This window comes from Sphingopyxis sp. Root154 (assembly GCF_001427105.1).
GTDB lineage: Bacteria > Pseudomonadota > Alphaproteobacteria > Sphingomonadales > Sphingomonadaceae > Sphingopyxis.
This window is the reverse complement of record NZ_LMGI01000002.1, coordinates 1641226-1660342: the sequence shown is the minus strand read 5'-3', so window position 1 is coordinate 1660342 and position 19117 is coordinate 1641226. Positions and strand designations below refer to the sequence as shown.

Sequence of the window (19117 nt, the reverse complement as noted above, 5' to 3'; positions counted from 1 at the left end):
CATGACCGCACCGCCTTTTTCACCGCCCCGGCCGAGCGCCGAGGAGCTTCAAGCGCTTCGCGAAACCGTGGCGCGCGTCGCTGTGGCGCGCGGACCGGTGCTGCCGTTCGGCGTCGGACCGGTCGATCATCTGCTGAGCACCGGCGGGCTCGACGGTGGGGGCCTGCACGAGGTCGCCGCTGCCTCGGCAAGCTGGAGCGACGATGCAGCGGCAACGCTTTTCGCGGCGGGGATCGCCGCGCGCTTCGCGGCACCGGGCTTGTCTGCCTTATGGGCGCTGACACGGTTCGACCTTTACGCCCCGGGACTCGAGCAGGCCGGGCTCGGGCCTGAACGCGTCCTCTATGCGCAAGGCAAGACCGACCGCGAGCTGCTGGCCCTTTGCGAGGACGCGCTGCGCGACGGGTCGCTTGCCTGCGTTGTCGCCGAGGTAAAAGCGGCCGACCAGACCGCAACACGCCGGCTCCAGCTTGCCGCCTCCGAAGGCGGGACGCCGATGCTGCTCTACCGCCGCTATCGCCGTTACGGCCAATGTCCGCTCACCGACTTGTCGCTGGCGTGCACGCGCTGGCGGATCGGCAGCCTTGCTTCTACCCCGCTATCGACGCCCGGGGTAGGGCGCGGGCGATGGTCGGTCGAACTCGTGCGCCAGCGCGGCGGGCCGCCTTTCTCCCTCGAACTGGAGGCGTGCGATGACCAGGGTCGCCTCGCTCTTCCTGCCGCAACTCGCGATCGAGCGGTTGCGACAGGCGGCGCCGATCTCGCGCTCGGGCACGCCGCCTGAACCCGCGCGGCTCGGCCCGCGCCTTCCCGAACCCGTCGACGAGAATCCGGGCACCTGCTCGGTGCCGCGCGGCGGCGGCTGGCGTCCGGGTGCTCGTTGGGCGCGGGACACGGCGTCGGCCGCGCCGAGCCATGACGCGGTCGATGCGCGTCCGGCGCACCAGCAACCGACCATGCGCGAGCTCGGGCGGCGCAGCGAGGCGGCCGCGCCTGTCTTTCGGTTATCGCGGGCGGATGATGGATGCCCGGCGCCCGGCACGTCCATCGCGCCGCCACGGCTGCCGCTATGGGGCGCTCGCCCGACCATCCTTATGGCTCGCACGGGCCAGCGCGATGTCGTGACCGCGGCCTGTCCACTCGCACTCGATCTCGGGCTCGCGCCCGGCATGGCCGCGGCCCATGCGCGCGCGCTGGTCACCGATCTCGACGTGCATGACGCTGCGCCCGAGGCCGATCGGGCGTGGCTGGATCGGCTCGCCTTGCATGCGGTGCGCCACTGGACGCCGACCGCCGCCGTGTCGGGCAGCGACGGGTTGTGGCTCGACTTGACCGGCACGACGCACCTCTTCGGCGGCGAGGTGCGCTTCGCCGCGCGGCTTATATCCTTCGTCCGGCGTCTCGGTTTCACCGCGCGCGTCGCGATCGCCGGCACGCCTGGCGCCGCGCACGCGCTCGCGCGCTATGGCGGTCCGGCGACTATGGTCCTGCCGGAAGGAAGGGAGGGGGAGGCGCTGGGCGAGCTGCCGCTTCGCGCACTCCGGCTTTCGCCCGAGGCGCTTACTGCGGCGGCGCGCTTCGGGCTCGAGCGGGTCGCCGACCTCTACCCGATGCCGCGCGGGCCGCTGGCGCGGCGCCTGGGGCGCCACGCGGTCGAGCGGCTCGACCAGGCGCGCGGCTTTCTGCCCGAGCCGATCGTGCCCGTCGTCCCTTTCGAAATGCCGTGCGCCGAGCGCCGGCTGCTCGAACCGATCGTCACCGCCGAGGCGATCGAACAGGTCATTTCGGATCTCGTCGCCGATCTCGTTGCCGACCTCCGGGAGCGCGGGCTCGGCCTTCGCGCGGCGGTGCTCCGCTGCGAGCGTGTCGATGCGCGCGAGCAGCTCGTCACGGTCGGCACCGCGCGCGCGACGCGCGACGCGAAGCATCTCGTGCGCCTCTTCAGGCTGCGCATCGACCGGATCGAGCCTGGGCTCGGGATCGAGGCGATGGCGCTTGCCGCGCCGCAGGTCGAACCCCTCGGCGCCGAGGTGATCGGCACGGGGTTCGATAGCGGACCGCGTTCGCCCGATCTTGCGCCGCTCGTCGATCAGCTCGCGGGGCGCGCTGGAGAGGGCGCGCTGTTCCGCCTCGAGGGCCGCGAAAGCGATGTGCCCGAACGCGCGATCGGCCGTACCGGCCCGCTCGCCCAGCCTTCCGGCTGGCCAGCATGGGCGCGGCCGATCCGCATGCTCGCGCGGCCCGAAGCCCTGTCGGGCGTCGTCGCGCTGCTTCCCGACCATCCGCCGCGCCGCTTCGCGTGGCGCGGACGGTCCTACCGCGTCGTCGCGGGCGACGGACCCGAGCGCATCCATGGCGAATGGTGGCGAACGACCCGCGAAATGTGGGCGGTGCGCGATTATTTTCGGGTGGAAGCCGAGACCGGCGAGCGTTTCTGGTTGTTCCGCCGCGGCGATGCAATCGAAGACCGCACCGGCGATTTGAGCTGGTATATGCACGGCGTCTTTGGATGACGGCCCCCGTCACGACCTATGTCGAACTCCAGGTGACGAGCCATTTCTCCTTCCTGCGGGGAGCGTCGGCGCCTGAGGAATTATTCGCATCCGCCGCGCTGATGGGCCACTCGGCCCTCGGCCTCTGCGATCGGGGCAGCGTCGCGGGAATGGTGCGGGGGCTGTCGGGGCAGGAGGCGACCGGCGTCCGGCTGATCCCCGGCTCGCGCGTCGATCTTCGCGATGGCCGATCGCTGCTGCTGTATCCCAAGGACCGCGCGGCCTGGTCGCGGCTGACCCGGCTCTTGTCGCTCGGCAAGGCGCGCGGCGGGAAGGGCAATTGTTGGCTCGACTGGCCCGATGTCGTGTCATGGTCGGAGGGGCTGGTCGCCGTCCTCCTGCCCGACGGCGCCGACGACCGCACCCGTATCGACCTTGGCGAACTGCGGGAGACGTTCGGCCGCGACGCCTATCTTGCACTGTCGCTCCGCCGCCGGCCCGGTGATTTCGCGCGGCTGCGCGCGCTCGACGCGCTGGGCCGCAGCGTGGGCGTGCGCTGCGTGGCGATGGGCGACATCCTCTATCACGCCCCCGAGCGCCGCCCGCTGCAGGATGTGCTGACCGCGATCCGTGAGAAAACGACGGTCGATGCGCTCGGCTTCAAACGCGAGCGTTTCATGGACCGGGCTCTGAAGTCCCCCGCCGAAATGGAACGCCGCTTCGCGCTGTTTCCCGACGCGATTCAGGCCACGGCAGATATCGCGGCGCTTTGCCGCTTCGACCTGGGCGAGATCCGTTACCAATATCCCTATGAGGAAGTGATGGCCGGCCGCACAGCGCAGGAGGCGCTCTCCGCGCTGACCGAGGAAGGCGCCGCCCGCATGTTTCCGGGCGGCGTGCCGCCCGCCTATCGCAAACAGATCGACCATGAGCTGCGATTGATCGGAGAATTGAATTACGCACCCTATTTTCTGACGGTAAATTCGATTGTCGCCGAGAGCCGGCGGCGCGGCATATTGTGCCAAGGGCGCGGGAGCGCCGCGAACAGCTGCGTCTGCTTCCTGCTCGGCGTGACGTCGATCGACCCGATCAAGCACGAGCTGCTCTTCGAGCGCTTCGTGTCGGGCGAGCGCAAAGAGCCGCCCGATATTGACGTCGACTTCGAGCATGAGCGGCGCGAGGAAATCATCCAGTGGATCTACGAGACCTATGGGCGGCATCGGTCGGCACTCACCGCGGTGGTGACGCGTTATCGCACCCGCGGGGCGGTCGCCGAGGTGGGGAAGGCGCTCGGCCTGCCGCGCGACCTCACCAAGATGCTGACCGGCCTCGTCTGGGGCTGGTCGGTCGACGGCATCCCCGACGAGCAGATCGCGAGCCTCAACCTCAACGCCGACGATCATCGGCTGCGGCTGACGCTCGATCTCGCGCAGCAGCTCATCGGGACGCCGCGGCATCTGTCGCAGCATCCCGGCGGTTTCGTGCTGACGCAGGAGCGGCTCGACGATCTTGTGCCGATCGAGCCCGCCCGGATGGAAGACCGACAGATCATCGAGTGGGACAAGGACGATATCGACGTCCTCAAGTTCATGAAGGTCGATGTGCTCGGCCTCGGCATGCTCGGCTGCATGAACCGCGCCTTCAATCTGCTTGCCGAGCATAAGGGGATTTCGGTCGGCATGGCCGACCTGCAGGACGATGATCCGGCGGTCTATGGCATGATCCAGAAGGCCGACACCTTGGGCGTCTTCCAGATCGAAAGCCGCGCCCAGATGTCGATGCTGCCGCGGATCAAGCCGAAGTGCTTCTACGATCTCGTGATCGAGGTCGCGATCGTGCGCCCCGGCCCGATCCAGGGCGACATGGTCCATCCCTATCTTCGCCGCCGCGAGGGCAAGGAGCAGCCCGAATATCCCAAGCCCGAGCTTCGCGCCGTGCTCGAGAAGACGCTCGGCGTGCCGCTCTTCCAGGAGCAGGCGATGAAGGTCGCGATTGTCGGCGCGGGTTTCACCCCCGCCGAAGCCGACCAGCTTCGCCGCGCGATGGCGACCTTCAAGCTCACCGGCGGTGTCAGCCATTTCTACGACAAGCTCGTCGGCGGAATGATCGAGCGCGGCTATCCGAAGGATTTTGCCGAGCGGACCTTCAAGCAGATCGAGGGCTTCGGGAGCTACGGCTTTCCTGAAAGCCATGCCGCGAGCTTTGCGAAGATCGCTTACGCTTCATGCTGGATGAAGCATCATCATCCCGACGTCTTCTGCGCTGCGTTGCTGAACGCGCAGCCAATGGGCTTTTATGCGCCCGCGCAGATCGTCAGCGATGCACGCAAGCATGGCGTCGAAGTGCGCCCTGTCTCGATCAACGACAGCCATTGGGATTGCACGCTCGAAGAGACCGGAGGGCCCTATCTCGCGGTTCGTCTCGGCTTCCGGCAGGTGCGCGGCCTCGCCAACGTCCATGGCGCCGCAATCGTCGGCGCGCGCGGCGATATGCCTTTCGATTGCGTCGAAGATGTGTGGCGGCGCGCCGGGGTCCCGCGTGCCGCAATCGAACGGATCGCCGAAGCCGACGGCTTCGCCTGCCTCGCTGAAGACCGGCGACAGGGCCTCTGGAAGGTGCGGGGTCTCGGCGAGCATCCGCTGCCGCTGTTCGCGGCGGCGGATGCTCGCGAGGCCAGTTTCTCGCCCGAGGGGCTCGAACCCGCGACCTCGCTTCGGCCAATGACCGAGGGGCGCGAGGTGGTGGAGGATTATCGCACGCTGCAGCTATCGCTGCGCGCGCATCCGCTGAGTTTCTTGCGGGATGAGCTTGATACGATGGGGATGGTGCGCTGCGCCGATCTCGGACAGATTCGCGACGGGCGCAACATCGAGGTCGCCGGCGTCATCCTCGTGCGGCAGCGGCCCGGCTCGGCGAAAGGCGTCCTGTTCGTGACGATCGAGGACGAGACGGGGATCGCCAATGGTATCCTCTGGCCCGACCGGTTCGATATCTACAGGCGCCAAGTCATGTCGGCCTCGATGATTGCGATGCGCGGCCGGCTTCAGAAGGAAGGCGAGGTCATTCACATCATCTGCGACCGGATTACCGATCATGACCCAATGTTGCGGTCGATCGCGCAGGGCGACGTCTCCATTGCGCCTGGACGCGGGGATGGGGCGCGGAACGGAGGCGGACCGGACTCCCGCGACGCGCTGCTACGCATCCGGAGCCATGATTTCCACTGATAGCCATGGGTCTCCTGGCTCGTTGAACCTTTCCCTCATTGGCTGCCTGATTGCGGGCCTCAGCTCGCCTCGTGCCGTCAACCCCCTGCGGGGGTTCGCCCTCGCATGCGCTCGGTGACGGCGGCTCGCGGGCCCTTCTTCTGGCGCCATCGGGGACGGTCCCCGAGCAATTAAGGAGACTTCAAATGGCAAGCATCGCAAATCTCACCGTCAAGGATGACGGCAGCTTCGAAGGTACGCTCGCGACCCTCATGGTCACCGCGCCGATCGCGATCGTCCCGAACGGTCGCAAGGTGAAGGACAGCGAACCCGTCATCAACACCGACCGGCGTACCTATCATGTCGAACTGCGCGCGACCGCTGCATCCTATATGGCGTCGGTCTCCTGGACCTATCCCGCCGACGAGCTCATCGCCATGCAAGTCGCCGAAGCCGAAGCGGCGCGCGCCGCGCCCGTTGCCGGGGCGATCGATCTGGCGGCGCTGAACTTCCGCTACCGGATTGCGGGCGACAAGGTCGCTTGGCGTCCGGTGCGCGCATTCGACGACACGCGCCAGCTCTTCATCGAGTTTGGCGCGGATATCGCATCGGTCGACCTGCCGCCGCTATTCGTCATCGGCAGCAGCGGCGAAGCCGAACTCGTCAACTACCGGGTGCAGGGGCGCTACATGATCGTCGATCGCCTGTTCGAGCGCGGCGAGCTTCGCTTGGGCGCCGGGAAACAGGCGCGCACCGTCCGGGTCGAGCGCGAGACGCCGCGCCGCCGGAGCCGGCCATGACCGAGCGGCAGGATCAGGCCGTCCTGTCCGCCGAGGTGCCGGGCGGAGACGATCGGGCCGCGGCACCGCATGAACCCGACGCCTTCCGTTTGCGCGGTGAAGCGCCGCAGGTGATGCGCCTGTCGCGCAAGACGCTGGCGACCATCGGCGCAGCCGGGGGGATTGCGATCGGCGGTGCCTTGCTCTGGGCCCTGCAACCCTCGCCGTCCAAGACGGCCGAGAATCTCTATTCGGCCGACACCGCGAACCGCGCCGAGGTCGTGACAGGCGGGCCCGCCGATTATGGTAAGGTGCCGAAGCTGGGACCGCCGCTTCCCGGCGATCTCGGCAGGCCGATCGTCGCAGCGCAGCGCGATGGCGAAAGCGTCCCTGTGCCCGCAATGGGCAGTCCGTCGCCTGGCACACGCTCACCCGCCGACGAGGCGCGCGACCGGGCGCGACAGGAGCGCGAAGCCGCCACGGCCAGTCGTCTCTTTCTTGGCGGAGGGTCCGCGGGTGCAGGCATGGCCGAGGCGCTGCGCGGATCAACAGAGACTGCCGTGGCCGCGCCGGCGCCGGTCGCCGGTAAGCGGAGTCCCGACGCGGCGCGCCGAGCCTTTCTCGAAGGCGGCGCCGGCAAACCGAACGAAAGTCCCGAACGCATTGTCGGACCCAGCTCTCCCTATATCCTCCAGAGCGGGAGCGTCATCCCCGCCGCGCTGATCACCGGCATCCGCTCCGACCTTCCCGGGCAGGTCACCGCGCAGGTGACGCAGAATGTCTATGACAGTCCGACCGGCCGCATCCTGCTGATCCCGCAGGGTGCGCGCCTCGTCGGCGACTATGACAGCGAGATCGCCGCGGGGCAGGAGCGGCTTCTGCTGGCTTGGGACCGACTGATCTTGCCTGGCGGTCGCTCGATACGGCTTGAGCGTCAGCCTGGCGCCGACGCGCGCGGCATGGCGGGCCTCGCCGACCGCACCGATCATCATTGGGGATCCATGCTACGCGCGGCGCTGATCTCCACCTTGCTCGGGGTTGGCGCTGAACTTGGCTCGGATGGCGATGACGCGATCGTGCGCGCGCTTCGCGACGGGTCGCAAGATACGGTCAACCAGTCGGGGCGGCGGCTCGTTGAGCGCCAGATGAACATCCCGCCGACCCTCACGATCCGCCCTGGTTTCGCGTTCCGGGTGCTGGTGACCCGCGACCTAATTCTCGAGCCCCAAGGAGGAGCGACATGACCAAACTCAGGCTCGGCCCGGTCGCCGACGACAAGCCCGTGAAGCTCGCCATCGAACTGCCCGGCGCGCTTCATCGCGAACTGATCGCCTATGCCGAGGTGCATGCGAAGGCCAACGGCCTCCCCGAACCCTTGCCGCCCGAGAAGATTGCCGTTCCAATGATTGAACGGTTCATGGCGACCGATCGGGGCTTTGCGACCGAGCGGCGCAGGCGTTGAGGCTCAGCGGTCATGCGGGAGCATTGACGGGCGAGGGCGACCTCGACCGGCGGATGAACTGACGACCAGCGTTTCGCCGCGATCATGTCTTTGCCTGACGCCCGGCGCCGAGCGACCAGATGATATGATAATCGCTACGCCGCGCGACCGAGCGTAATGAAGCGCTCGAGATGATGATCCTCGTCGCCGAGTTGGTGACCGATCAAGGTGAGCCGCTTCGCATAGTGCGAGACCGGCAGTTCCCAAGTCATGCCAATCCCGCCGTGCATCTGGATCGCCTCCTCGGCAACGAGCGTGCCGACTCGGCCAATCGTGTATTTCGCGGCCGAGGCGCTGCGTTCGCGCGCGTCTCGTGGACCGTCGAGCGCGGCGGCGGCGTTGATCGCGGCGGAGCGGGCTTGCTCGATCTCGAGCGCCACCGTGGCCATCCGGTGCTGGAGTGCCTGGAACTTGCCGATCGGTGCGCCGAACTGCTGGCGTGTCCGCAGATAATCGAGCGTCGCGTCGCGAAGGACCGACATGACACCAACTGCCTCCCAGCAAAGCGCCACGAGACCCGTCGCGACGGCGTCCTCCACGAGGGGAAGAGCATCGCGCGCGAGAAGCCTCGCAGCGGCTGCGTGCAATCCCAGTTCGCCGGCGCGGCCGCCGTCGATCAGCGGATAGTCCCGGATGTCGACGCCCGGGGTGCCGGGTTCGACGAGGAAGAGGCCGATTGCCTGGGTCTCCGAGGCGCCTTCGATGCGCGCTGTTACGAGAATGGCATCCGCGGATCCGAGCTGGGGGACGACCGCCTTGTCGCCCGTCAGCTCCCAGATGTCGCCTTGCGCGCGCGCGACCGTGCCGACGTCCTTGAGATCGTAACGCCCCAACGGCTCCTGATGCGCGAAGGCGATCGTCATGTCGCCCCCGATCAGTCGTTCGACCAGATCGACCGAGGCCCCGGCGCGCGACAGAAGCCGGCCGCCCATCAGCGCGCCAAGAAAAGGCTCGACGACGAGCCCGCGTCCGATCTGCTCGAAGACCACGGCAATATCGAAACCGCCCCCGCCGAAGCCGCCCTCGGCCTCGCCGAACAAGGCCCCGACGACCCCGAGTTCGGCCAGGGCTTCCCAATGCTCTTTCGACCAGCCGCGGTCGGACGCGCTGATATGGTGCCGATCTTCGATTCCATAACGCTGCATCAGATATCGGGCGAGCGTGTCGGCAAGCATCTGCCGCTCTTCGCTGTGATTAAAGTCCATCGTCAGAGCTCCAGGATTGCTTTGGTAATGATTTCGCGCTGCACCTCGTTCGAGCCGCCGAAGATCGAGAGCTTGCGATCATTGAGGTAACGGGGGGTCACCGAGGCTGCATATCCGGGACCGACGGGTTCGCCGTTGAACCCCTCTTCGAGCGCCTCCGCAACGAAGGGCTGGGCATAGGGTCCCAGCGCGCGCCGCGCGAGGGCATCGATCTCCTGTCGGATTTCGGTGCCGCGGATCTTCAGCATCGAGCTTTCGGCGACCGGGGCGGCGCCGTGGCCGGCCGCCGCGACGACGCGCAGGTTGGTGGTCTTCATATTCTCCAGTTCGATCTCGAGCCGCGCGAGGCGTGCTGCGAACAACGGGTCTTCGGCAAGCGGCAGGCCGCCCTTGCGCTGCGTTTCCGCGATCTGGCGAAGCTGCTCGAAGGCCGCCATCGACCCGCCGACGCCTGCGATATTCGTACGCTCGTAGGTCAGCAGGAATTTGGCGTAGGTCCAGCCCTTATTCTCCTCGCCGACGAGGTTCGCGACCGGGACGCGGACATCGGTGAAGAAGACCTCATTCACCTCCTGCTCGCCATCGAGAAGGGTGATCGGACGGATTTCGATTCCCGGCGTCGCCATGTCGACAAGAAGAAAGGAGATGCCTTCCTGCCGTTTGCCACTGCTGCTGGTGCGGACAAGGCAGAAGATCATGTTCGCGTACTGGCCGAGCGTCGTCCAGGTCTTCTGGCCATTGACGATATAATGGTCGCCATCGCGCACGGCCGTGGTCTTGACACTGGCCAGATCCGAGCCCGCTCCCGGCTCGGAATAGCCCTGGCACCACCAGTCGCTGCCGTCGAGGATGCGCGGGAGCCAGTAGCGCTTCTGCTCCTCGCTGCCATATTTGATGAGGACCGGCCCAAGCATCGACACGCCGAACGGCACGATGCGCGGCGCGTTGGCGAGCGCGACTTCGACCTCGAAGATATATTTCTGGGTGACGCTCCAGCCGGTGCCGCCATATTCCGCCGGCCAATGGTTGGCGAGCCAGCCCCGGCCGTTCAGGATGGCATGCCACTCCTCCATGTCCTGCTTCGTCAGGCGCTTGCCCGTCCGCACCTTCTCCGAGAGGCGGGGCGGAAGATTGTCCTGAAGGAAGGCGCGAACTTCCTCGCGGAAGGTCTCGTCCTCGCGGCTGAACTGCAAATCCATTGGTCACTCCTCGAACAGTCTCGCGCGGTGCCGGCGCTCTGCCCGCAGCCGCGAATGGGCGTGGCGCGGCTGCGCCGCGGCGAAAATTCAGAAAGCGGCGATTCCGGTCATCGCTCGGCCGATGATCAGCGCATGCACATCGTGAGCGCCCTCATAGGTATTGACCGTTTCGAGGTTCATCAGGTGACGCATCACATGATATTCGCCCGAGATGCCGTTGCCGCCATGCATGTCGCGGGCGGCGCGCGCGATATCGAGCGCCTTGCCGACATTGTTGCGCTTGATGATCGAGATCATTTCGGGTGCGAAGCGATCCTCGTCCATCAGGCGACCGACACGGAGCGATGCCTGCAGACCAAGTGCAATCTCGGTCTCCATGTCGGCGAGCTTCTTCTGGAACAGCTGGTTGGCGGCCAGCGGCTTGTCGAACTGCACTCTGTCGAGGCCATATTGCCGCGCTGCGTGCATGCAGAACTCGGCGGCTCCGAGGCTGCCCCAGCTGATGCCGTAGCGCGCCCGGTTCAAGCATCCGAACGGCCCTTTCAAGCCCTGAACATTGGGCAGCAGCGCGTCCTCGCCCACTTCGACGTCGTCAAGAACGATCATGCCCGTGACCGAGGCGCGGAGCGACAGCTTGCCCTCGATCTTGGGAGCCGACAGACCTTTCGCCCCCTTTTCGATGACGAAGCCCCGGATCGCGCCGTCATGCTCCTGCGATTTCGCCCAGACGACGAAGACGTCGGCGATCGGTGAATTGCTGATCCAGGTCTTCGAGCCCGACAACAGATAGCCCGAGCCGGTTCGGACCGCCTTCGTCTTCATCCCGCCCGGGTCCGAGCCGGCATCGGGTTCGGTCAGGCCGAAGCAGCCGATCCATTCGCCACTCGCAAGCTTGGGAAGATATTTTTGACGCTGCTCGTCCGAGCCATAGGCATATATGGGGTACATGACGAGGCTCGACTGGACGCTCATCATCGAGCGATAGCCGGAATCGACCCGCTCAACCTCGCGGGCGACCAGCCCATAGGCGACATAGCTTGCCCCCACGCCGCCATAGGCCTGCGGAATTGTTGGGCCGAGCAGACCCAGCTCGCCCATCTCGCGGAAGATCGCCGGATCGGTGTGCTCGTTCTGGAACGCGTCCACGATACGCGGCGCGAGGCAATCCTGTGCATAGGCCCGCGCCGTGTCGCGGACCATGCGCTCCTCTTCGGTCAACAGCTCGTCGATCAGCAGCGGGTCTGTCCAGTCAAAGGCTTGCACTTGCTTGTTTCCTTTCCATGACGGTGTCGGATTGCCCGGCGGGGGCATGGTCGTTCGGCCCGGATGGTCGCTCCGCGATCTCGACGGCCCGCTCCTCGATCACCCGCAGGCCATGTCCTTCCAGACCGACCAGCGAATGATGCGTGTTGGTGAGGAGCACCATGTCCTGCACGCCCAGATCGGCGAGGATCATCGCGCCCACGCCATAGTCGCGCAGTTCTTCCATATCGAATTCGATAGGCTCGCCGGCCTTCATCTTCACCGCGGTCGTGAACGGGCCGGCGCGATCGCGGTTGATGACAACCACGGCACCGCTGCCATGTTCAGCGATCATCTCCATCGAGCGCGACAACATGTGTCCGCGGCTTGTGTCCTCGCCGAACATGTCGGTGAAGGGGCTGAGCGCGTGCATTCGGACAAGCGTCGGGGCAGACGGATCAATCCGGCCCTTGACCAGTGCGATCTGCTCGGTGCCGGTTGCCTTGTTACGGTAAGCGCGCACCTTCCAGTCGCCGCCCCAGCGGCTCGCGAACGACGCTTCGCTGGCGACCTCGATCAGATGATCGTGCCGGCAGCGATAGGCGATCAGGTCGCGTATCGTTCCGATCTTGAGCGAATGGCGCGCGGCAAAAGCGACGAGTTCGTCGAGACGCGCCATGGTGCCGTCGTCATTCATGATCTCGCAGATCACCCCGGAAGGGTTAAGGCCGGCAAGGCGCGCGACGTCGACGGCCGCTTCCGTATGTCCGGCGCGAACCAGGACGCCGCCATCGCGCGCCACGAGCGGGAAGACGTGACCGGGCGTCACTAGGTCATCCTGCGTCTTCGTGGCGTCGATCGCGACGGCCACGGTGCGCGCACGATCGGCAACGGATATGCCGGTTGTTACGCCTTCGCGTGCCTCGATCGAGACGGTGAACGCCGTTTCGTGCCGCGTGCCGTTGTTGCGGCTCATCAGGCCCAATCCGAGGTCGTCGACGCGCGCCTTGGTCAAAGCCAGGCAAATCAGGCCGCGGCCGTATTTTGCCATGAAGTTGAGCTTCTCGGGGGTCGCCATCTGGGCCGGAATGACGAGATCGCCCTCATTCTCGCGGTTCTCGTCATCGACGAGGATGAACATCCGTCCATTCTTCGCCTCTTCGATGATGTCCTCCGGCGAGGCGAGATAGCTCGAGCGCAGCGGCGTCACTTTGGCGGATTCCCGGGCCGGGGATGCGGCGCTGTTCCGTGCCGCGGCGGTCATGCTGCGACTGCCTGCTTCATGCGGGCGAAGCCCAGCACCTGGTCCGCGACGGTGGCCAATTGCGCGCCGTCCTTCTCGGATCGGCAACGGCCGTCTTCGGCAAAAAGCCCCTCGCTGGTGTTGAGCGCGGCGCCGAACGGCGTCGGCCAGCCGCGCAAGGCATGGACGATCGTCCGCATCGTTACCAGGGCCGTGCCGGCGGCCTGCCAGCCACCGGCGGTGATGATGATGCCCACCGGCAGATCGGCGAGGTAGGGCCGCTCGCCCGAGCGGGCAAGTTCGAGCGTGTCGAGCGCGTTCTTCATCACCCCCGAAATCGCGCCGTGATAACCTGGACTGGCGACGATGACGCCGTCGGCGTCAGCCAGCGCGGCCACCAGTTCGAGCTGTCCGGGAGTCGGACCCGCGGGGCCGGGATCGAACACCGGAAGCGTCGCCAGAAAGGCGCCCCCGAGGAGCCTCGTGTCCGCGCCGCCCTCTGCAGCGACCCGCAGCGCCTCGACCAATGCGAGCTCGGTGCTCGATCCCGCCCGGACCGTACCGCCGATGCCCACGATGACCGGACGACGTCGCATATCTCTCGAATCGACAGCCCTCATCTCACCTCTCCTGACCTTGTACTTTCGCTAGAATATGATCATCTGACCAAAGTTAGTCAACATGAATAAACTTGGCGGCGCGCACCGGGCCGTCTTCGGCGCCTGGCACCGCGGCCCAGGCTCGGAGAGATACCGGCTTCCAACGGCCGCAGTATGGCTCGTCGGATGCGCGATTTTCGGGTTGGGATGCTTCGGCAGGCGGATGATTTTCAGGGTGCGCCGACCCGCAGTGCCCGCGGCGCCGACTGCGTCCAGGGGCGGCGACCCGTCCATCGCCGGGAGCCTCGGTTGTATCGCCAGCTGATCGTCACGCGGCGTCGGCCCGCGTCGCGGCCTAGCTGCCGGCTGTTCCCGCGAGCAGGGCCTGGTCGGCCATGAGCTGCGCAGCCAGCCATTCGGCCACCACGCGGAAGCGCTTGATGGCTGCGGTTTCGCGGTGCGATAGCAACCAGATATCCAGCCCGGGCAAATCCTCGGCGCTTAGTCGCGCCAGGCCAGCATTCGCCACGGAAATGCAGGGGAGCAGGGCAAGGCCGAGCCCCGCCTTGCACGCCTCGACGAGGATCGGAATCGCGCTGGAGCGCAGCTGGACCCGGGCATTGGGGGCCGCCTTTGCAATCCAGCGCATGGGCGAGGCGTCCGCGAGGTCGTCATTATAGAGAAGCCAGGGCTGCTGCCCCCAGGCTTCGCGGCCGATGTGGGCAAATTTTTGATGCCCATAGATCGCGGCGCCCAGGCTGCCGACGCGACGCATCCGGATCGCAGCATCTTCGTCGGGGCGTGAGAGCCGGAGCGCCAGATCAGCTTCGCCCCGCGAGAAGGATAGCCTGCGATTTTCCGGGATCAGCTTGATCTCAAGCTGCGGATATAGGTCCAGCAAGCCCGGCAGCCGCGGCACGAGCCAGTCGGAGAGCAGCGCATCAACCGAGGTGATGCGCACCGGGCCGCTCACATCGCCCGCGGTTTGGCGGGCCTCCTGGAACAGCGCATGGACCTTGCGCTCGATCTCCTCCGCCGCCTCGACGACTGCCAGACCCGCGTCGGTCGGCTGATATCCGTCGAGATCGCGCGTGAACAATTGGGCTTCGAGGCGCTCTTCGGCTGCCGCGAGGCGCCGACTGACGGTCGAACTGTCGACGCCAAGCGCCTTGCTGGCGGCACGGAGCCGCCCCTCGCGGGCGATGGCGAGCAGGAGCGGGAGATCATTCCAATCTACGCGGGTTCGATGCTTCACCATGCCGCTGCGTTTATGCAACGCGGGGATGCGAATTACCATAGCGCCAAGCGGGGAGCCGCCATGGCATATCGTCGCCAGACGTCAGGGCGTTGCAGGCCGCAATGCCGCTGTTCCGGGTGGAGCCGAAGGCTCTCGCCCAGCGGCGCGACAAGGGCCTGCGAACGCTAACCCTGTGCCTCAGGAGAAGAACTATGAAATTTACCCAGATTCGCAGCGCGACCGTTATCGTGGAATTCGGCGGCAAGCGTTTCCTCATCGATCCCATGCTCGCCGCCAAGGACAGCTACCCGGGCTTTCCCTTTTCGGTGAACAGTCACTTGTTCTGGCCACGCGTCGACCTGCCGGTGCCCGCGACCGATCTGCTCGACGTCGATGCCATCATTCTCACCCATTTTCATCCCGATCACTGGGACGATGCGGCGACCGAGATTGTCCCGAAAGACAAGCTGATCTTCACCCAGGGCGAGCGGGACTCGGCGATCCTCGCAAGCTTCGGATTCACAAATCTGCGGATACTCACCAACGCTACCGAGTTCGACGGTGTGACGCTGAAGAAGACCCAGGGCCGCCATGGCGACGAGAAATTGTTCGACGGGCCGTTCGCGGAAGCGATCGGCGATGTGTGCGGGGTCGTCTTCTCCCACCCGGATGAGAAGACGCTCTACCTCGCTGGCGACACCATCTGGTATGAAGGCGTCCAGGAAAATCTCGACACGCACCGGCCGGACGTGATCATCCTGAACAGCTGCGATGCGCGCATGATCGAGCCCACGCTGGGCGAAACCTCGATCATCATGGGCAAGGACGATGTTTACAAGGTCTGCAAGGCAGCCCCGTCGGCGACGATCGTCGCAAGTCATATGGACGTTGTGAACCATGCGTGCCTCGGTCGCGCGGAGCTCAAGGCCTTCCTCGACGAGACCGGGCTTGCGGGACAGGTCCGCATCCCGGCGGACGGCGAGACCTTGCGGTTCTGAGGCCGGCGCGGCGCGACGACCCTTGCGCGTTCGCCGGGTTCTGCACGCCGCGTGCGGTCGCTCTGCCGGTTGTTTCGCGGGTGCCCGCGAAATCCGCCTTTTCTGATGGAGAATAGCATGTCGATTGAAGAGAATAAGAAGCTGGTAAAGCGCTTTTACGAAGCCATCGAGCGCATGGATTTCGACGCTTTGCAAGACATGGTGCACGAGGATTTCGTCTTCTACGCCCAGATCGACAATCCGCGCCCGGGCGTCCAGGGTCTGATCGATTCCGAAAAGCCCGCCTTCGAGGCGTTCGACAGCTTCGAGTTTCCGGTCGTCTCGATGGTTGCCGAAGGCGACCAGGTCGCCGCCTATATGTACTTCATCGGCAAGGGCTATAATGGCAGCAATCCCGCCATTCCGGCGAACGGCCGTGACTGCAGGATCTCGCTGATGCATCTCCTGACGTTCAAGGACGGCAAGATTGTCGAGAAGCGGGCGCATTTCGACAATGCAGACGTGGTGCGGCAAATTACCGAATAGCTCCGGGTCGCGTGAGCTGGTCAGAGGGCGGGGCTTGGTCCCGCTCTCTGGCTACAGGAGAGAGCCGCCGTTCGAATTCCCGCTGCGCATTCTTCGGCCAATCGAGAGCTTATTCGCGGGTGATAAATATCGCCTCGGTCCGGTTGCCGACGCCGAGTTTGCGAAACGCCTTCTGCATATGCCATTTTACCGTCGGCTCTGACAGCGCCAGACACTCCCCGATCTCCCCGTTGGTGAGGCCGCGCGCCGCGATGTCGATGATCTCGACTTCCCTTGCGGTCAATAGTTTGCGCATCGACCCCTGCGACGCGAGTGGCTGGGCGCTCGAACCCTCCGGCCGATTGTCTATCGCCGCCTGCAGCCGTTCCATCTGTGACGAAAAACTGCGCATGCTGATATCGGGCCGATTGCCCGCCTGCCGGACGAGGCCGATGGCGACCTCGCCCTCGTCCAGGAAGGACCGGATGAAGCCAGCCGGCAGCCCCGCGCGCAATGCCGAGATCATCTCGTTGAGCGCCGCTTCGGGCCGTCCGAGGTTGGCGAGGCACACCGCGTGCAGGATGCAAAGCTTCAGCCAGCGGCGGCGGAAACCCATATTCTTGGCTTGCGCCATCAGCCGGACAAGGCGCGGCGAGAGACCGTCGCATTCGCCGCGGGCGAGCGCGAGCCTGATCGGCAGGATATCGCGGGTCACGGCCTCGACATAAGTCATGAAATCGGTGGGAGGCGCCGGAGCGATCTGCGAAATAATATGGTTCGAGAGTTGCTCATCGCCAACGCTGAGCGCCAGATGGGCTTGTTCCCACTGGAAGGTTGCAATCATCCTGGGCAAATCGCGCTGTGCCGACATCGCTTGCGCCTCGGCAAGAATCTTGTTTGCCAGCGCATGGTCCTGACGCAGTGCCGCGATCCGGGCAGCTGTAAGGTTGATGTTCAGCGCGCATTCGGACCAGCCGACTTTGGTTACCGTCTGAATGCGCCCTTCGATCGCCTGCTCGGCGTCGGCAATGCGGTTCGCCTCGTACAGCGCCTCGCAAAGGCCGCTGGCGCACAGCCCCGCTGCGTGAGAATAGGGGCCGCGTTCGGCGATGGCGTTTCCCAACGCCAGTTGATGGCCCGCGATCGCATCGTTCAGGCGAAGCTCGGTCATCGCGATGATGCCATCGACGACCTGGAGATAGGCGTGATTGACCGACCTGTCGGAGAGCTGCAGCGATCGCCTCGATATATCCAGCGTTCGGCGCGCCTCCTGCAGACTGCCATAGGATATCTGTGCAGAGGCGACGACAAGCGCCATTGCGGTGGTCTCGAAGCTGTTGAGCCGACGCATCGCGGGCAGGGCTTTTTCGCCCTTGGCGAGCACGTCATCGAACCGATCCGCCGCGCCATCGTTGAGAATTTCGATGCTGGCGAAATTGTCCTGAAGCAATGGTGTCAGACCTTGACCCTCGGCGAGACGGGTGTTGAACTGGACAAGCGTCTCGGTCACGAGCCGGTGATGGCCAGCAAACACCTTCGCCCATAGCCAGGATGCAAGGGCATGGGGGTAGCGGACGGCTTCCTCGATCGTCATCCGGTTGCTCCAGACGAGCAGCGTTTCAAGGTCGCCCCAACCGACATAGTCCATCGCCACCGATTCCAGCAGGCGCAGCGCATTGTCACGGTCGCCGCCCCGCATCGCGAACTCGATCGCGTCGAGCCAGCGGCCCTGCCCCGCGTACCAGGCGCTCGCCGCGCGATGCACCGTGGCGACATGACCTGCCCCCAGCAAGGCGAGCTGGCCGCGCAGAAACTCGCCGAAAACATCGTGGAAGCGATAGCCCGCCACATCGCGGTCCAGTTCCACCCGGCTGAGGAACAAGCCAGCGTCCTCAAGGCGGGCGAGCACGGCGGCACTGTCCTGCCTGTTGGTGATCGCGTCGCACAGATCGGCGGTCAGCACGGGAAAAATCGAGATATGGCGGAGGAAGTCGCGCAAATCTTCCGGAAGCCGGTTGAACACGTCGTCGCGAAGATAATCGGCCATAGCCCCTTGCGCGGCGGCGTGATTGGCAAATCCAGCGATGTCGGCCTTGTTCTGAAGCGCAAGGCAAGCAAACTGCAGGCCGGCCGCCCAGCCGTCGAGACGCTCGCCCAGCCGAATCGCCTCATCGGTGGAAATTCGGGCACCGAGGCGCGACCCCAGCATCGCGCAGACCTCGGTGTCGTCGAACTTCAAATTCGTGCCGGTCACCTCTCTCACGCCGCCTTCGAGGAGCAGCCGTGCCTGCCCCATGGCCGGGATGGCCCGGCCCGCTGCGATGATAGAAAAGGAAGGCCCGGTTTGCCGAACGAGGCCTTGCAGCAGACCGACCGCCTCGTCGGAGACGACGCATTCGAGCTCGTCCAGAATCAGGACCAGCGGCCGGCGCTGATCGTGTCGCCGCGCGAGGTCCTCGAAGATTCTTTCGCCGGACGACGTTGTGGCCGCAGTTGCCCCAGCCGCGCGGCGCAGCGCTGCGGCGAGATAGGCGCTGAGCCGGTCAGCGGCATTGTCCGTGCCGTCGAGCGTGAGCCACGCAACATCAACCCCGGTCTTGTGCAGCGCCCGATGCCACTGCGCCAGAAGAATGGTCTTTCCGGACCCGGCTGGGCCTTTGACAAGCGTCAGCTTGGGGAGTTCATCGGCGCCGCCGAGGCTTAAGCGAGCGCGCGGAATCGTCTGAACCGGCGAGCGAGGAGGTGCGAGCTTGCTGCCGACAATCGGGACCTGGCTCTTCGTGATTTTCGCTCGCGCCACAGGTTGTCCCGCTCTCCCATCCTCTTCGAATATTGCGTGTGCGAATAGTCCGCAAAACATCATCTACCATACTTTCGTATGGTGCGCTCTCCTTCTTGTTGCGTAGCTTCAT

Annotated in this window: 14 protein-coding genes and 2 pseudogenes; 8 read left to right on the top strand and 8 right to left on the bottom strand. The window is 65.7% G+C overall.

The features are described 5' to 3' along the window. The first annotated feature begins 1 nt into the window (after window position 1). The 6 genes and pseudogenes from ASD73_RS13605 (at window position 2) to ASD73_RS13580 (ending at window position 7939) form a co-directional block, all read left to right on the top strand. Window positions 2–784, top strand: coding sequence for an ImuA family protein (locus tag ASD73_RS13605; RefSeq protein ID WP_200934964.1), 783 nt, complete (start codon window positions 2–4; stop codon window positions 782–784). Further along, complete coding sequence (locus tag ASD73_RS13600; RefSeq protein ID WP_082521537.1) at window positions 693–2513, top strand: DUF6504 family protein; 1821 nt, start codon at window positions 693–695, stop codon at window positions 2511–2513. The genes ASD73_RS13605 and ASD73_RS13600 overlap by 92 nt, the downstream gene beginning before the upstream one ends. Further along, window positions 2510–5719 (top strand): error-prone DNA polymerase, encoded by a 3210-nt coding sequence (locus tag ASD73_RS13595; RefSeq protein ID WP_056372947.1) that lies wholly within the window; start codon window positions 2510–2512, stop codon window positions 5717–5719. The genes ASD73_RS13600 and ASD73_RS13595 overlap by 4 nt, the downstream gene beginning before the upstream one ends. 311 nt (window positions 5720–6030) lie before the next feature. After that, window positions 6031–6498, top strand: a pseudogene (locus ASD73_RS13590) (TrbG/VirB9 family P-type conjugative transfer protein); the annotation flags it as partial. Beyond that, on the top strand, window positions 6495–7721 hold the full coding sequence (locus tag ASD73_RS13585; RefSeq protein ID WP_082521536.1) for a TrbI/VirB10 family protein: 1227 nt from the start codon (window positions 6495–6497) through the stop codon (window positions 7719–7721). The pseudogene ASD73_RS13590 and the gene ASD73_RS13585, both read left to right, overlap by 4 nt. Continuing rightward, window positions 7718–7939 (top strand): DUF2274 domain-containing protein, encoded by a 222-nt coding sequence (locus tag ASD73_RS13580; protein WP_056372945.1) that lies wholly within the window; start codon window positions 7718–7720, stop codon window positions 7937–7939. The genes ASD73_RS13585 and ASD73_RS13580 overlap by 4 nt, the downstream gene beginning before the upstream one ends. 134 nt (window positions 7940–8073) lie before the next feature. On the opposite strand, the gene ASD73_RS13575 is transcribed toward ASD73_RS13580, so the two are convergent. The 6 genes from ASD73_RS13575 to ASD73_RS13550 form a co-directional block, all read right to left on the bottom strand. Further along, entirely contained in the window at window positions 8074–9183 is a 1110-nt protein-coding gene (locus ASD73_RS13575) for an acyl-CoA dehydrogenase family protein (RefSeq protein WP_056372944.1), read from the bottom strand. Between the two features lie 2 nt (window positions 9184–9185). Continuing rightward, window positions 9186–10382, bottom strand: a complete 1197-nt coding sequence (locus tag ASD73_RS13570; RefSeq protein ID WP_056372943.1) for an acyl-CoA dehydrogenase family protein — start codon at window positions 10380–10382, stop codon at window positions 9186–9188. 87 nt (window positions 10383–10469) lie between these two features. Further along, window positions 10470–11693, bottom strand: a complete 1224-nt coding sequence (locus tag ASD73_RS13565; RefSeq protein WP_056372942.1) for an acyl-CoA dehydrogenase — start codon at window positions 11691–11693, stop codon at window positions 10470–10472. Continuing rightward, window positions 11632–12888, bottom strand: a complete 1257-nt coding sequence (gene ribB / locus ASD73_RS13560; protein ID WP_082521613.1) for a 3,4-dihydroxy-2-butanone-4-phosphate synthase — start codon at window positions 12886–12888, stop codon at window positions 11632–11634. The genes ASD73_RS13565 and ribB overlap by 62 nt, the downstream gene beginning before the upstream one ends. After that, complete coding sequence (locus ASD73_RS22805) at window positions 12885–13487, bottom strand: NADPH-dependent FMN reductase (protein WP_156377382.1); 603 nt, start codon at window positions 13485–13487, stop codon at window positions 12885–12887. Before ASD73_RS22805 ends, ribB begins: the two co-directional genes overlap by 4 nt. A 334-nt stretch (window positions 13488–13821) precedes the next feature. Continuing rightward, window positions 13822–14763 (bottom strand): LysR family transcriptional regulator, encoded by a 942-nt coding sequence (locus ASD73_RS13550; RefSeq protein ID WP_056372941.1) that lies wholly within the window; start codon window positions 14761–14763, stop codon window positions 13822–13824. Between the two features lie 152 nt (window positions 14764–14915). On the opposite strand from ASD73_RS13550, the gene ASD73_RS13545 reads away from it, so the two are divergent. Both ASD73_RS13545 and ASD73_RS13540 read left to right on the top strand, forming a co-directional pair. Next, a complete protein-coding gene (locus tag ASD73_RS13545) occupies window positions 14916–15701 on the top strand; it encodes an MBL fold metallo-hydrolase (protein WP_056372940.1) in 786 nt (261 codons plus the stop codon). Between the two features lie 117 nt (window positions 15702–15818). Next, window positions 15819–16226 (top strand): ester cyclase, encoded by a 408-nt coding sequence (locus ASD73_RS13540; RefSeq protein ID WP_056373634.1) that lies wholly within the window; start codon window positions 15819–15821, stop codon window positions 16224–16226. Window positions 16227–16335: 109 nt separating this feature from the next. Here the strand turns inward: ASD73_RS13540 and ASD73_RS13535 are convergent, their stop codons facing one another. After that, the gene (locus tag ASD73_RS13535) at window positions 16336–18501 is read right to left on the bottom strand and encodes a LuxR C-terminal-related transcriptional regulator (RefSeq protein WP_235534389.1); all 2166 of its coding nucleotides are present in this window, start codon (window positions 18499–18501) and stop codon (window positions 16336–16338) included. A 99-nt stretch (window positions 18502–18600) separates the two neighbouring features. Then, a pseudogene (locus tag ASD73_RS23555) lies at window positions 18601–19065 on the bottom strand (P-loop NTPase); the annotation flags it as partial. Between the last annotated feature and the right edge of the window lie 52 nt (window positions 19066–19117).

Coding starts and splice junctions, on each gene's coding strand:
- ASD73_RS13605 (WP_200934964.1), top strand. CDS start 2: ATGACCGCACCGCCTTTTTCACCGCCCCGGCCGAGCGCCGAGGAGCTT.
- ASD73_RS13600 (WP_082521537.1), top strand. CDS start 693: ATGACCAGGGTCGCCTCGCTCTTCCTGCCGCAACTCGCGATCGAGCGG.
- ASD73_RS13595 (WP_056372947.1), top strand. CDS start 2,510: ATGACGGCCCCCGTCACGACCTATGTCGAACTCCAGGTGACGAGCCAT.
- ASD73_RS13585 (WP_082521536.1), top strand. CDS start 6,495: ATGACCGAGCGGCAGGATCAGGCCGTCCTGTCCGCCGAGGTGCCGGGC.
- ASD73_RS13580 (WP_056372945.1), top strand. CDS start 7,718: ATGACCAAACTCAGGCTCGGCCCGGTCGCCGACGACAAGCCCGTGAAG.
- ASD73_RS13575 (WP_056372944.1), bottom strand. CDS start 9,183: ATGGACTTTAATCACAGCGAAGAGCGGCAGATGCTTGCCGACACGCTC.
- ASD73_RS13570 (WP_056372943.1), bottom strand. CDS start 10,382: ATGGATTTGCAGTTCAGCCGCGAGGACGAGACCTTCCGCGAGGAAGTT.
- ASD73_RS13565 (WP_056372942.1), bottom strand. CDS start 11,693: ATGCCCCCGCCGGGCAATCCGACACCGTCATGGAAAGGAAACAAGCAA.
- ribB (WP_082521613.1), bottom strand. CDS start 12,888: ATGACCGCCGCGGCACGGAACAGCGCCGCATCCCCGGCCCGGGAATCC.
- ASD73_RS22805 (WP_156377382.1), bottom strand. CDS start 13,487: ATGAGGGCTGTCGATTCGAGAGATATGCGACGTCGTCCGGTCATCGTG.
- ASD73_RS13550 (WP_056372941.1), bottom strand. CDS start 14,763: ATGGTAATTCGCATCCCCGCGTTGCATAAACGCAGCGGCATGGTGAAG.
- ASD73_RS13545 (WP_056372940.1), top strand. CDS start 14,916: ATGAAATTTACCCAGATTCGCAGCGCGACCGTTATCGTGGAATTCGGC.
- ASD73_RS13540 (WP_056373634.1), top strand. CDS start 15,819: ATGTCGATTGAAGAGAATAAGAAGCTGGTAAAGCGCTTTTACGAAGCC.
- ASD73_RS13535 (WP_235534389.1), bottom strand. CDS start 18,501: ATGGGGCAGGCACGGCTGCTCCTCGAAGGCGGCGTGAGAGAGGTGACC.